The organism is Paraburkholderia sp. BR10872, assembly GCF_040965835.1.
GTDB lineage: Bacteria > Pseudomonadota > Gammaproteobacteria > Burkholderiales > Burkholderiaceae > Paraburkholderia > Paraburkholderia nodosa_A.
The window spans coordinates 1-13,337 of record NZ_JBFRCN010000054.1 but is presented as its reverse complement, the minus strand read 5'-3'; the positions used below and the strand labels follow the sequence as shown (position 1 = coordinate 13,337).

Sequence of the window (13,337 nt, the reverse complement as noted above, 5' to 3'; positions counted from 1 at the left end):
GCTTTTTTATGGGTCAGGCGTCGAGCAGGTTCCGCGCGCGCCGCACCTTGTTTTCGTCGACGGGAGCGAGTCCCTTGCCGTCGATGCGCACGCCCGAGCCGAAGTGAACCGCGCGTACCCGCGTCGAACTTACGAATTGCGCCACGCGGTCGAGCGTGAGTCCCGCGCCCGCCAGCACCGTGCAATGCGTGTGCGCCGCGCGCTGCACGAGCGTTGCGATCTGCGCCGGCGCGTCAAGCACCGAAGGCTTGCCGCCCGAGGTGAGGACGTTCGTCACCGCGTCGAAACCGAGCAGCACGTCGAACGCCTCCTGCAGATCGCGCGCTTCGTCGAACGCGCGATGAAACGTGAGCGACATGCCGTCGGCGGCGTCGATCGCGCGCTGCAGTCCTTCGCGATCGACTTCATGCGAAGGCGTGAGCATGCCGATCACGGCCGCATGCGCGCCCGCGAGCTTCGCGGCGCGCACGTCGCGCAGCATCACCGTGTAATCGTCCGAGTCGTAAATGAATGAGCGGCTGTGCGGCCGCACGATCACGTTCACGGGAATCGCTACCGCCGCGACCACGGCTTCGATCATGCCGATGCTCGGCGTGAGGCCACCCTCGCCCATTGCGGTGACGAGTTCGAGACGATCCGCGCCGCCGCGCTCGGCGGCTTGCGCATCGGCGACGGTGGTCGCGATGACCTCCAGCAGTACCCGTTCATGTGGCATGTTTGCGCGCCATGTCGTGAGAAACACGACATGATCGCAGATGCACGCCTACTCGAACCAGTCGATGTCGCCGCACAGCACGCACAGGCGCTCGCCCACCTGCACCGCCATCGAAAGCGTCAGGCACGGCAGCGCCTCGTTGATCGACAGATACGGTCCGGTCACGTGCACGCGCCCCGGCGTGACGAGCGCCGTGCGGAAGTACGGCCTGCGCAGCCAGCTCGCGCCTTGTGCGTCCTCGAGCGGCAAAAAGCGCGCATCGCGCTCGGCCCGATCGACGCGCAGCACCACGTTGCGGCCCGCCTGCCGGCCGTTCGAATCGAGCAGATAGCAGCGCGCCGCATGATCGAGCGCGAGGAAGTTCCAGCACACCTCCTCCATCGATTCGCCGGCCGAAAGCCGTTCGGCCGCGCGCTCGAACGCACGCAGATAAGGCACGAGGCGATTCGTCTCGCCGCGCTCGCGCGTTTCGGTCTGCTGACGAAAACGCTCGGTCGCCTCGGCGATCACGGCTTGCGCCTGGGCGGCGTCGGCGAGTCCGGGCGCGGGCCGCGCGAAGAAGAAGCCCTGCACGAAATCCGCGTTGCACGCGAGCGCGAGCTGCGCCTCGTGTTCCGTCTCCACGCCCTCGATCAGCACGAGCTTGCCCGCGTCGTGCAACAGCGCCACGAGCGCGGGCAGCGTCGCGGCCATGTCGGCGCGATGCTGCGCGTGCATGAGCATGATGCGGTCGAGCTTCACGATGTCGGGATTGAGCTGCCACACGCGGCCGATATCGACGTTGCCCGCGCCGAAGTCGTCGAGCGCCACGAGAAAGCCGCGCTCGCGAAACGTCGCCACGGCCTGCGCGAGGGCGTCGAGATCGGTCGCGTCGTCTTCCAGCACCTCGAGCACGACGCGCCGCGGCGCGATGTTCAGCCGCCGCAGGTTCGCGAGCAGCGCCGCCGAGTGATACGCCTCGATCAGCGTGCCCGGATGCACGTTGAGAAAAAGCCACTCGCGCTCTGCGCCGAGCAGCGCGAAGTTCTCCAGATGCAGCCCCTGGGCGAGCCGGTCCACCAGCAGCGCTTCGCCCACGCGCGCGGCGTCGCCGAACACGTCGAGCGGCGAAACCGGGCGGTCGAGCGGATCGTGCGCGCGCAGCAGCCCTTCGTAGCCCACCGCACGCATGTGCGAGAGGCTGAACACCGGCTGGAACACGCTCGTGAGCGTGAGGTCGCCATGGTGTGCGCTGTAGCGCTGCAGCCCCGAAGTGACGCTGAGATCGAAGCCGTGAGGGGTCACGGCCGTTTTGTCCTGTTGCTCTGTGATCATGCCATCCTCTAGCGCGTAGGAAGGACGCTGCAGTCCGCACAGCCTCTGCACGGCCCGCGCTCGTCCTCCATAGCCTGATTTTCGTTGCGTCACAGGAGGGGTTAAGCAAGGTCCGTGCTCGCTCGCACTGCGATCTGGCACGCATCGCGAATTGCGTTCGCGCCCATCGCGTGCGCCGCGAAGGGGCACGCCGTGCACCGCGCGAGACATCGCACGGCGCACCGATATCGTGCGCCTTTCCACGCGCCTTTGCTTCGGTGGTGGCGCACACAGGGCGGACAAATTGCCGCATTTTTGGCACATATCGGGCTTGCCACCCATTCGCCCTGCGCGCTTCGCGGCGGCTTACAGACGCGTCAGGCTACACTGTCCCTCGACCGGCGCGCCCTCCTCGAATGCGCGCCAGAACGCCGTGCCGCACCGCGCGTGAAAAGAGGCGTCGTCCCCTCTTCGACGTTTCCCCTGGTCCCGTTTGGCCTCGTTTGGCCTCGTTTGGCCTCGTTGGGTCCCGTTTGGCCCCCGCTACGTTTTTCGATGGACATTCTCTTCACCGTTCTCATTCTGCTGCTCGCCGTTGCCGTGTCCGGCATCCTCGCGCGCACCGTGCCCCTCAAGCTTCCGCTGCCGCTCGTGCAGATCGGCATCGGCGCGTTGCTCACGTTTCCGCTCGTGAATCCGCACGTCACGTTCGATCCCGACATCTTCATGGCGCTGTTCATTCCGCCGCTGCTGTTCGCGGACGGCTGGCGCATGCCCAAACGCGAGTTCTTCTTGCAGCGCCGCGCGATCCTCATGCTCGCGCTCGGGCTCGTGCTGCTGACGGTCGTCGCCGTGGGCTATTTCGTGCACTGGCTCGTGCCGCAGATCTCGCTGCCCGTGGCGTTCGCGCTCGCCGCCGTGCTTTCGCCCACCGACGCCGTCGCGCTCGCGGGCATCGCCGGCAAGGACCGCATTCCCGCGCAGCTCATGCACATCCTCGAAGGCGAAGCGCTGATGAACGACGCCTCGGGCCTCGTCGCGCTCAAGTTCGCCGTGGCGGCCGCGCTCACCGGCTACTTTTCGCTGCGCGCGGCGGCGCTCAGCTTCGTCGTGATCGCGGCGGGCGGTCTGGCGCTTGGGGCGGCGATCGGCTGGCTCTTCAGCTTCGTGTCGGCGCGCTTTCTCAACACGACCGAAGAGGGCGACCCCGCGCCCGGCGTCGTGCTCACCTTGCTGATTCCGTTCGCGGCGTATCTGTTCGCCGAGCACCTCGAAGTGTCGGGCGTGCTCGCGGCCGTTTCCGCGGGCATGACGATGAACTTCACGAGCGTCGCGCACAAAGGACCGGTGTCGACACGCGTGCGCGCCACGAGCACCTGGTCGATGATCGAATTCGTCTTCAACGGCATGGTGTTCACGCTGCTCGGCCTGCAGTTCCCGGGCATTCTCGGCAAGGCGCTGCTCGACGCGCACCACACGAGCAACGTGCAGATGCTGCGCCTGATCGGCTATATCGCCGCCGTGCTTGCGGCGCTCTACGCCATGCGCTTCGGCTGGGTGTGGCTGCTGCGCTGGGTGGCGAGCCGCGGCGCCGCGCGTCACGGCGTGGCGAACGCGGTGCCGGGCCTGCGCACCGTGGCGATCACCACGGTCGCGGGTGTGCGGGGCGCGGTGACGCTCGCGGGCGTGCTCTCGCTGCCCGTGGCGCTCGCCAACGGCAGCCCGCTACCCGGTCGCGACAGCGCCATTTTCATCGCGACGGGCGTGATCCTCGCCTCGCTGCTGGTGGCGATCGTCGGCCTGCCGCTCCTGCTGCGCGGCGTGCGGCGCGGCGCGCAGGGACCGCATGCGGCCGAGGAGCGCGCGGCGCGCATCCAGGCGGCGCAGGCGGCCATCCGCGCCGTGGATGCGGTGCACGAAAAGGTGAGCGAGGATCTCGACGAATCGCAGGCCGCCTACGCCGCCGACACGACCGCACGCGTGATGGACGCCTATCGCCGCCGCCTCGCCTCGCTCGACGCCGACCGCGACCGCAGCGCGAACGCGCGCCGCTCGGACGCGCTGGAAATGGAAATGCGCCTCGCCGGCATGCGCGCCGAACGCGCGACGCTGCTCAAGCTGCGCAACCAGATGCAGATCAACGACGAGACGCTCGCGAAGCTGATGCGCGAAGTCGATCTTTCGGAGACGGCGATGACGACGCGCGGGCGCAATCGCAACTGAGCACGTAGGCGCAGATGCGTGGGAATCGGGAGACGGGAAAACGCGGCGCCGAGGACCGGCGCCGCATGTCACGGTGAGGCTTAAACCGCCGCTTCCTGCGCCGGCTTGCGACGCAGCAGCGCGTAGAGAATGATCGCGCCGAACGTGGCGGTGCCGATGCCGCCCAGCCCGAAGCCGCCGAGCTTGAGCGAGAAGTCGCCCGCGCCGAGCACGAGCGTGACCGCGGCGACGATGAGATTGCGATTGTCCGAGAAGTCCACCTTGTTGACGACCCAGATACGCGCGCCCGTCACGGCGATCAGACCGAACACGACGATCGAGACGCCGCCCAGCACCGGGCCGGGAATCGTCTGAATGACGGCGCCGAACTTCGGCGAGAAGCCGAGCACGAGCGCGATGAGCGCAGCGATCACGAACACGAGCGTCGAGTAGATTTTCGTCACGGCCATCACGCCGATGTTTTCCGCGTAGGTCGTGACACCCGTGCCGCCCGCGAATCCCGAGACGATCGTGGCAAGGCCGTCGCCGATGAACGCGCGGCCCACATAGCGGTCGAGGTTGTAGCCCGTCATCGCGGAAACCGCCTTGATGTGGCCGAGGTTCTCCGCCACCAGAATCACGGCGATCGGCACGAGCAGCGCCATGGCGTGCGGGTCGAACACCGGCGCGGTGAACTTCGGCATACCGAACCAGGCGGCGTTCGCGACGATCGAGAAGTCGATCGGCTTGCCCAGGCCCATGCCGTTCGTGACGATCGCGTAGATCACATAGGCGATCAACAGGCCGACGAGAATCAGCAGACGCTGCAGCATACCGCGCGTGAACACGGCCACGCCGCCCACGCAGAGCACGGTGACGATCGCCATCCACGAGTCGAAGATCGAACCGCTCACGCCCTTCACTGCGATGGGCGCGAGATTCAGCCCGATCACGCAGACGATCGCGCCGGTCACCACCGGCGGCATGAGCGTTTCGATCCATTTGGTGCCGACGGCCGAGACGAGCAGGCCGATCAGCGTATAAACCACGCCGCACGCGACGATGCCGCCGAGCGCGACCGGAATGTTGGGATTGGGTCCCTGGCCGCCATAGCCCGTCACGGCGATCACGAGACCGATGAACGCGAAGCTCGAACCGAGATAGCTCGGCACGCGCCCGCCCACCACCACGAAGAACAGCAGTGTGCCGACACCCGACATGAAAATGCACAGGTTCGGATCGAAGCCCATGAGCAGCGGCGCAAGCACGGTCGAGCCGAACATCGCGACGACGTGCTGCACGCCCATGGCGAACATCTGCGGCCAGGGCAGGCGCTCGTCGGGAGCCACGACGCTGCGGGCGTCACCCGTCTGCGCGCGCCAGCGGGGGAAATAGGAGTCGGACATGGGTTCCTCTTGTCGGCGTGATATGCGGTCTGGTTGTGGTTTTGATTGTTGGCGCGCACGCATCGATGCAACGGCCGCCCTTGATGCAGGTCAGGCGGGAGTGTACGGAGCCGCAATCAGCGTGGCAAGCCGGATGTCGGGCATCCGAAACACTCCCGGCGGCCGTCGACCCGAGCCGTGAAGTCAGCACCGAATGGAGTTTCAGACTCATCCTATATTAGGGGTGAGACGCCGGATCTAGACTGTCCTTGCTGCGTGACCCTCACGAGAGTTCATGCAGTGTTGGCAAGCAGCAAACTCTCCGACTTCCCCGCTCCAGTTCCCCGCTGGAGCGGCTTTTTTTGCCCACACGATCGGAGCCCTTCGCGCGTTCAGGCGAATGCGGATTCCGCGAGTTCCCGCGCGTAATCGCGCACGTCTTCCGGCCAGGGCGCATTCGCCGCTTCGAAGCGGCTACGCTCGCCCGCGTACAGCGCGCGCAACGCCTCCTCGTAATTCGGCAGATTGCCGGCCAGTGCAGTCATGAATCGGTGCGCGGCTTCCTGGGCCGCACGCACGCGTTCGCGTGCCTCGCTCGCATGGCGCGCGGCATCCACGAGCCGGCGCAACACCACCGAGGCCCCGCCGGGCTGCGCGCCGAGCCAGTCCCAGTGGCGCGGCAACAGCGTCACCTCGCGCGCCACCACGCCGAGCTTCGGGCGGCCGCGGCCACGCGGGGCGTCGTCCGGGGCGGCTTCGTCGATGACGTCCGGCGCGGTTGCGCCTTGCTCGCGACTGGCCTGTGAGACGATGCGCGCCTCGATGTCCTTATCTGTGCCGCGCAGATCGAATTCGAGCGGACGCGCGTCGCGGTCGTCGAAGACCAGCACCGTTGCGCCGTTTTCGTTTCCGTTTTCGTTCCCTTCACGTTCGAGCTCCGCCTTGACCGCCAGCGCCACCTGAAGCGGTGCGCCGCGCGCGATCAGGCGCGTGCCCGCAAAAGCCGTACAGCCGTTCGCCACCACCATGGTGTTCTCCTTCCTGGTATCCAATGATGGGCGAATATTATCCGGGTAAATTTGGCGGCGCAATATCATCCGGGTAAAATTTGATGACGGTCAGCCGGAGCGGCCTCTTAGATCCGCGCCGCGCGCGTCGTCGGTCGTGGCGGGCAGCCATGCCGCCACGCGGTTGCGGCCCGAGCGCTTGGCGGTGTAAAGCGCCGCGTCGGCGGCATCGGTCAGCGCGCGCCAGTCGGCAAACGCACTTTGCGTCGTGCAGGCCACGCCCACGCTCACCGTGAGCACACCGTTCGGGCTGTCGGCATGCGGCAGCGCCAGCGCCTCGATCGCGGCGCGCACCTTCTCGGCCAGCGCGAGCGCCTGGGCCTCGCCCGTGTCGGGCAGCACCAGCACGAATTCTTCCCCGCCGTAGCGCGCCGCACAGTCCGCCGCGCGGCGTGCGTGTGCGCCGATCGCGTGGGCGACGGCCGCGAGCGCGTCGTCGCCCGCGAGGTGACCGTAGCGGTCGTTGTAGAGCTTGAAGCGGTCCACATCGAGCAGCACGAGCGCGAGCGGGCTGCCCGAGCGGCGTGCGCGCGCCCATTCGTGGTCCGCGCGGGTTTCGAAGGCGCGCCGGTTCGCGAGCGACGTGAGCGCGTCCGTGCCCGCCTGCGCGCGCAACTCCGCCTCCACTGCGCCGCGCTGGCGCAACTGGCGCGTGAACATCAACGCGAGCGCGATCAGCGAGATGTCGAGCACCGCCGTGAGCGTGCCGATGATCCAGGCGCGCACGCGCCATTCGCGATAGATGTCGTCCGCCGCGACGGCGACGCTGAACACGAGTGGGTAACCCTCCACGCGCCGCAGCGCGAACCAGCGCCGCACGCGGTCGACCGGACCGAGCGAGAAGAAACCGCTAGCCTGGGATCGCTGGAACCGCTGGAAGAGCGCGGATTCCGCAACGCTCTTGCCGATAAGATCGGGAACGTACGGGCGGCGCATGAGCAGCGTGCCATCGGCGAGCGTGAGCGCCAGCGCGCCGTCCGTGCCGATGTCCACGCCGCTGAACAATTGCCGGAAATAATCGAGCCGCATCGTGCCCACCACCACGCCCGCGAACGAGCCGTCGGGGTTCGAGAGACGGCGGCTCAATCCGATGGTCGCGTTGGCCGGTCCGTCGCGTGGAATGAACGGGTGGCTCAGAAAGAGGCCCACGTGCGGCGAGTCGCGCTGCGCGATGAAATAGTCGCGGTCGGCCACATTGAGCGAGCGCGGCGGCACCGCGCGCGAATCGAACACCACGTCGCCCACTGCGTTGGTCACGAAGATCGCGCCGAGATTCTTCGCCGTGGCCGAGCGGTCGAACAGCACATTCTGGCGGATGTCGGGGGGCAGCGAGGCGAGACGCGGATCGTCGATGGCGTCGATGACGGCCTGCAGCGAAAGGTTGTAGACGTCGAAATTGCGCGCCGTGTCGCGCTCGAAGAGCAGCGCCATATTGGAGGCGGAAGCGCGGGCGCTCGCGAGCGCGTCGTGCCGCATCTGCGCCATGACCCACGCGGCGATCAGCGTCAGCACTGCGGCCAGCGCGATGCCGATGGCAAGCACGGCGTTCGGTCGGCGGATCATCATCTCGGGCCTTCGGGGGCTGGCCTTGCAGCAGCGCCGGTTGCCGGGCGCTTGCTGTGCGTATGCATTTATCCTCGCATGCCATGTGAGTCGTGGCTATGCGGGCAAGTCCGGTCGAGCGCCCCATTCTCCTGAATAAAGTGCGCTTCGAGTGCCGTGCGTTTTTTTAGTTTGGATTCCTCTGCTTTATCGTGTGAGTCCGTTTGCGCTTGTCATGCTGCAGGGTCAGTCGTCGCGCACGCCGACGATTGCGCGCGCCTCGATCCATGCTCGCCACTGGCCGCCGAAGTCGAAAGCCGGGTCGATGTCGAAGGCTTGTGCAAGCGCATCGTCGAGCGTGGCGCCGTCACGCAGCGCCACAAAGGCCGCGTGGGCGGCATGCGTGTGCGCGAGCGGCGTGGGCCGCCATTGCGGCCGGACCACGAGCGTCCACGACGGCATGTCCACACGCTCGGGCCAGACGCCGCCCGGCTGGTGCGCCCGCCAGATCGCCACGGCATCGAAGCGTAACGCGAGCGCGGCGCAGGCGGGATGCACCGCGAGACGCGCCTGCGCCAGACGCTCCGCGCCGAGCGCTTGCCATTGCTGCGCGTTAAGTGACGTGGCGTTCGCTGCGTAACTGGCGGCGTGCAGCGCCCATTCGAGCCGCGCGACGTCGCCGAAATACGCATAACGTATGTCGGTCTCGTAGCGCTCGACGAATTCGGGCAGTCGCGCGCCGAAGCGGTTCAGATCGGCATCGCGAGAAGGATGCGCGCGCGCGTAGGCTAGCGCGAGTGCATCGAACCAGGCCTCGCCAGACAGGGCCGCGAGCACCGGATACGCGTTCGCAAGCGCAAGCCGCCGCGCCGCCCGCCCATTGCCGCGATACAGGCCCATGCGCTCGTGCAGCAGCGCGGCATCGGCGGGAAGCAGTTCGTGGGCGAGCGCCGCATCGGCGGCGGGATCGTCCAGCGCGGCGGCGAAGGCTCGTTGCGTCGCTTCCAGTGTGTTGCGCGCAGTCATGAGCGCAGCTCCGATGCTTGACGCGCATGTTTCGCGAAGCGTTCGCGCGCGAGACCCGCCTCGTCGAGCAGCACCTCGAGCGCCGGCACCGCCGTGTCCCACTCGATGAGCGTGGGCGTCGCGCCAAAGCGTTCGAGCGCGGCCTCGTACAGCGCCCAGACCGCCGGCGCGACGCGCGAACCGTGATCGTCGATCACGGCGGCGGGCGTCGCGCGATGCCCTGCCAGATGGATTTCGCCGACGATCTGCGGCGGCAGTGCGGCCATGGCCGCCAGTGCATTTTCACCGTGGTTGCATTGATTCACGTACAGATTGTTCACGTCGAGCAGCACGCCACAGCCCGTGCGCTGCGCGAGCGTCGCGAGGAATTCCGCCTCGCTCCAGGTATCGCCCCGAAATCGTACGTAGGTCGAAACATTTTCGATCAGCACGGTGCGGCGCAGCGCGTCCTGCGTCTGCGAGACGCGCGCGCTCATGTGATCGAGCGAGGCTTGCGTGAGCGGCATCGGCAGCAGATCGTGCAGCGCGCCTTGCGCGCTCGCGCCCCAGCATAAATGCTCGGAAACCACAGCGGGGTCGATGCGCTCCACGAGCCGCGCGAGCCTCGCGAGATGCGCCGTATCGAGCGGCGCGGCAGAGCCGAGCCCCAGCCCCACGCCGTGCAGGCTCACCGGCAAATCGCGGCGCACCGTTTCGAGCACGTGCAGGTCGTAGCCGCCTTCGCCGAAGTAGTTCTCGCTGTGGACTTCGATCCAGTCGACCGCAGGAGGCCCGGCCATGAAGGCCTCGTAGTGCGCGTGACGCAGGCCAATGCCCACGCCACTGAGTGCGCCTGGCGCGCTCATCTCGCGCGTCCCGCCTTGCGCGCCGCCTCAGCCGCGAGGCTCATTTTTCGGGCGCGCCGCCAAGCTTCTCGCACGTGCCCTTCGGCATGGTCTTGAAGTCGCCTTTGTCATGGTCGACCTTGGCCTGACCCGCGCAGTCGTGCACGCCGGTCTTGCTCGAACAATCGTTCTGGCCGGCCTTGGCGACGCCGTAGCAATTCACGGTGTCGTCCGCGCGGGCCACGCCCGCGCCGGCCGTCGCAAGCCCCGCGAGCGCGGCGGCGATCAGCGCCTGGCGGCCGAGAGAGTTCTTCATCGCGTTTCTCCTTGAACTTCGAAATGGGTTTCGCAGCAAGCGATCGGCTGCGCAGCCGTCGCAACGCCCGGCCCTGGGTGCCCTATTTTGCCTCACCAGAGCGCGACCAGCCCGGTCGAAGCGCCGCTGATCGGCGGAATTATTGCAATCTCGGTAAGGATGTTTGCTGGACTGCGGTATTTTTCTTTGAAGTGCGCTGCAATAAAGTGTCATCAACGGTTCGAACAGCACGATTGTTACGGATCGACAACATAATTTTCGGAGGTTGTTACCATGAAGAATCTGATTGCTGCTGCACTCGCCGCTACCGTCCTCGCCGCTCCGGCCCTGTCGTTCGCACAAGCCGAGCAAGCTCCCGTGACGCGCGCTCAAGTTCGCGCCGAACTGGTCCAGCTGGAAAAGGCCGGCTACCGCCCGAACCTGTCGAGCCCGTACTATCCGGAAGACCTGCAGGCTGCCGAGGCGCGCGTCGCCCAGCAGAACGGCGCTGCAGAAGCCACGGCCTACGGCGCATCGACGAACGGCAGCGCCCAAACCGGCACCCGCGCACCGAACATCAAGCCGACCTACTTCGGCCAGTAATCGCGGCTCACACGTAGTGCCGGCGCACTACGCGAGCAACGCCTGGCGGGCCCGCTCTCCCGATTGGGAGAGAGCGGGCCCGCCGTTCATTTCTGCGCCGCGCGTGCAATGCGCGCGGCAGAAATAAGCCGCACGCCCACGAAAACCTCCGCCGCCGGAAATCCGGCGGCTTTGCCCGGACTGCGGTCCGGGCCTTTTTCCTCCTTCTCTTTCGCGACGCATGCGGCCCGCTTTATTAGCGCGGGCCGCGCGCGAAGGCGGCTCACTCGCGGGGCCCTAGAAGCCGTGGGTCACGAGCGAGAGCACGGAAAGATCGGGGTGCGTGCCGTCGATGATGCTGCGGCCGACGTGCACCGCCTCTTCGATGGCATCCTGCTCGCTGCGCCAGGTTTCGTCGCCATCCGCGTGATACGTGACCGTATGGCCCGGCTTCGCGGGATTCGCGCCGGGATGGCAAACGTAGGCCGTGTAGGTGTAGCGGTTCGCGCCTTCCTCGGCTGGCGTGGCGCTGACGTGAATCTCGAAGCCTTCGTAGTCGACCTCATGCATCGCAAGCGGTTGAGCGCTCATGGTGACCTCCGGGTGCCGCGGGTTAGCGGCTACGGGCTATCCGGCCGATGGGTATGCGGCCAGGTGTTCGGTATTGATTCGGTATTGGGAAGTTTAGGCGATGGGTCCCGGGCGGGTGGCCTACTATTGCAGGGCGATCCACCACCCTTGGAGCTTAGACATGGCATCGAACACCGTCCGCCTGCATCGTGTGCTGCGCGCGCCGCCCGAGCGCATCTATCGCGCCTTTCTCGATGCGAGCGCAGTCGTGAAATGGCTGCCGCCCAACGGCTTCACCTGCACTGTTCATGAACTCGACGCGAAAGTCGGCGGCCACTACCGGATGTCGTTCAAGAATTTCACGGCAGGCCACGGCCATTCGTTCGGCGGCGAATATCTCGAGCTCGTGCCGAACGAGCGTTTGCGATACACCGGTGTGTTCGAGGATCAGCACCTGTCCGGCACCATGCAGACGACCGTGGAGCTGCGCGCCGTGTTCTTCGGCGCGGAAATGACCGTCGTGCAGGAAGGCATACCGGAGATCATTCCGGTCGAGGCGTGTTATCTGGGCTGGCAGGAGTCGCTGACGTTGCTCGCAAAGCTCGTCGAGGCCGAGATCAAGCAGTAACGAAAGAGGGGCGCAGTCTTCAAAAAAGATTTTCGGTTCGGCCTTAGAAGGCGTGAAGGCCACGAACCCTGTGGGTTCGTGGCGTTCTTTGTGTGCGGGCTTTGCTCTGACGGGCGGATCAGTCTGGGGTGATCACAAGCCTTTTGTCTTCTACCGTGATTCGGACGCGCTGGCCTGCTTCAAAGCCTGCGACTTCGAGCCATCGGCTGGAAAGCTTAAGCCAAGGGTAAAGCGGCGGGTCATTTCTTGCGCGGGAACTGTACCTGCGGTACCGCCAGGACTGCTGGATGGTTACGCGGCGCTCGGGATGTGCGTGCGATGCATTAAGATTGGCGTCAGCCATGGTCAACTCCTTTGGTGAGTTGGTTTTGGTCAGCGGGCTATGGGTGCTGGTAACACTCATGGCCCGCGCTTCGTTTACTGCTTTTAGACTCCTACTAATTCCGTGCCTGGCCGAGCACGGTGTCCAACATTTGTGAGACGAACTGCTGTTTGGGCTTGGGGAGTTGTTCGATCGCTGCGATTTGACGTTGTAGGCGCGATATAGAACTTCCTTTGCCGAGCCGTCGCGCGACTGGCCTGCACAGCAACTCTTCGAAAGAGGACATCAACCGTTCCACTAAAGCTGGCAACAGCGATGCCGGCACTCGCGAGCGCCCGACTTCATAGTGGGCTAGCGTTTGCTGTGCGATACCGAGCGCCTCTGCTAATTCTTGTTGGGTCATGCCGCGCGCCCTTCGCGCCCTCGCAATACGTTCGCCAAGCTCAATAAAAAACACTTGATCTTTCTCGTTCATGGCTAAATCTGTGCAAGGAGTACGGAGGGGTAAAATCACCCGTTCAATTATTGAATATGGTTAATTGTAGCCAATCCGTTATCGCTAAAACCTAGAGTTACCTTTACTCCGATCATTTTTCGAGACTTATTAACCCCGATCAAATTTAATATGCGTGCCTCGTAGGGACGAGTAGATACATCATCCGCGCTTACTTGCGACACGTTCCAATTCAGACCTATTCGTCTAGCAAGAATATTCAGCATGATCAGACCGTCTGCAAGAATCCAGCGAAATTGGCACAGAGAGGTGGCGTCGCTTGTTCGGACAGGGTCCCGAGATTTTAAGTGGAGCGTCCGGGGCGATCATGCTGCCGATTTGATCGCTGGCAGCGTCGCGAAGTATGCCTCATCGGGCGTCTGATCCGCCAGG

14 protein-coding genes are annotated in these 13,337 nt (G+C 65.7%); 3 read left to right on the top strand and 11 right to left on the bottom strand.

From position 1 onward, the window contains the following. Window positions 1–13: 13 nt before the first annotated feature. Together AB4Y43_RS31795 and AB4Y43_RS31790 are read right to left on the bottom strand one after the other, a co-directional pair. A complete protein-coding gene (locus AB4Y43_RS31795) occupies window positions 14–715 on the bottom strand; it encodes a copper homeostasis protein CutC (protein WP_368729602.1) in 702 nt (233 codons plus the stop codon). Window positions 716–763: 48 nt separating this feature from the next. Further along, window positions 764–2,029: an EAL domain-containing protein gene (locus AB4Y43_RS31790; RefSeq protein WP_069265170.1), complete on the bottom strand. Its 1,266-nt coding sequence runs from the start codon at window positions 2,027–2,029 to the stop codon at window positions 764–766. Window positions 2,030–2,563: 534 nt separating this feature from the next. Here AB4Y43_RS31790 and AB4Y43_RS31785 point away from each other — a divergent pair. Next, entirely contained in the window at window positions 2,564–4,231 is a 1,668-nt protein-coding gene (locus tag AB4Y43_RS31785; RefSeq protein WP_069265171.1) for a Na+/H+ antiporter, read from the top strand. 80 nt (window positions 4,232–4,311) lie between these two features. On the opposite strand, the gene AB4Y43_RS31780 is transcribed toward AB4Y43_RS31785, so the two are convergent. The 6 genes from AB4Y43_RS31780 to AB4Y43_RS31755 form a co-directional block, all read right to left on the bottom strand. After that, the gene (locus AB4Y43_RS31780; RefSeq protein ID WP_368729601.1) at window positions 4,312–5,616 is read right to left on the bottom strand and encodes a solute carrier family 23 protein; all 1,305 of its coding nucleotides are present in this window, start codon (window positions 5,614–5,616) and stop codon (window positions 4,312–4,314) included. Window positions 5,617–5,987: 371 nt separating this feature from the next. Beyond that, entirely contained in the window at window positions 5,988–6,623 is a 636-nt protein-coding gene (locus tag AB4Y43_RS31775; RefSeq protein WP_368729600.1) for a DUF2239 family protein, read from the bottom strand. A 90-nt stretch (window positions 6,624–6,713) separates the two neighbouring features. Then, the gene (locus tag AB4Y43_RS31770; protein ID WP_368729599.1) at window positions 6,714–8,228 is read right to left on the bottom strand and encodes a diguanylate cyclase; all 1,515 of its coding nucleotides are present in this window, start codon (window positions 8,226–8,228) and stop codon (window positions 6,714–6,716) included. A gap of 222 nt (window positions 8,229–8,450) precedes the next feature. Then, on the bottom strand, window positions 8,451–9,230 hold the full coding sequence (locus AB4Y43_RS31765) for a putative DNA-binding domain-containing protein (RefSeq protein WP_368729598.1): 780 nt from the start codon (window positions 9,228–9,230) through the stop codon (window positions 8,451–8,453). After that, complete coding sequence (locus AB4Y43_RS31760) at window positions 9,227–10,075, bottom strand: DUF692 family multinuclear iron-containing protein (RefSeq protein ID WP_368729597.1); 849 nt, start codon at window positions 10,073–10,075, stop codon at window positions 9,227–9,229. The genes AB4Y43_RS31765 and AB4Y43_RS31760 overlap by 4 nt, the downstream gene beginning before the upstream one ends. A 40-nt stretch (window positions 10,076–10,115) precedes the next feature. Beyond that, window positions 10,116–10,370: a DUF2282 domain-containing protein gene (locus AB4Y43_RS31755; RefSeq protein ID WP_368729596.1), complete on the bottom strand. Its 255-nt coding sequence runs from the start codon at window positions 10,368–10,370 to the stop codon at window positions 10,116–10,118. 273 nt (window positions 10,371–10,643) lie between these two features. Here AB4Y43_RS31755 and AB4Y43_RS31750 point away from each other — a divergent pair, with 273 nt between their 5' ends. Then, window positions 10,644–10,952 (top strand): DUF4148 domain-containing protein, encoded by a 309-nt coding sequence (locus tag AB4Y43_RS31750; RefSeq protein WP_069265178.1) that lies wholly within the window; start codon window positions 10,644–10,646, stop codon window positions 10,950–10,952. Window positions 10,953–11,228: 276 nt separating this feature from the next. Here AB4Y43_RS31750 and AB4Y43_RS31745 read toward each other — a convergent pair whose 3' ends face one another. Further along, on the bottom strand, window positions 11,229–11,522 hold the full coding sequence (locus AB4Y43_RS31745; RefSeq protein ID WP_069265179.1) for a hypothetical protein: 294 nt from the start codon (window positions 11,520–11,522) through the stop codon (window positions 11,229–11,231). A 160-nt stretch (window positions 11,523–11,682) separates the two neighbouring features. Here AB4Y43_RS31745 and AB4Y43_RS31740 point away from each other — a divergent pair, with 160 nt between their 5' ends. Beyond that, the gene (locus AB4Y43_RS31740) at window positions 11,683–12,129 is read left to right on the top strand and encodes an SRPBCC family protein (protein ID WP_368729595.1); all 447 of its coding nucleotides are present in this window, start codon (window positions 11,683–11,685) and stop codon (window positions 12,127–12,129) included. A 118-nt stretch (window positions 12,130–12,247) separates the two neighbouring features. Here the strand turns inward: AB4Y43_RS31740 and AB4Y43_RS31735 are convergent, their stop codons facing one another. After that, entirely contained in the window at window positions 12,248–12,472 is a 225-nt protein-coding gene (locus AB4Y43_RS31735; protein WP_368729594.1) for a SymE family type I addiction module toxin, read from the bottom strand. A gap of 94 nt (window positions 12,473–12,566) precedes the next feature. Then, window positions 12,567–12,926: a helix-turn-helix domain-containing protein gene (locus AB4Y43_RS31730; protein WP_368729593.1), complete on the bottom strand. Its 360-nt coding sequence runs from the start codon at window positions 12,924–12,926 to the stop codon at window positions 12,567–12,569. Window positions 12,927–13,337 lie beyond the last annotated feature (411 nt).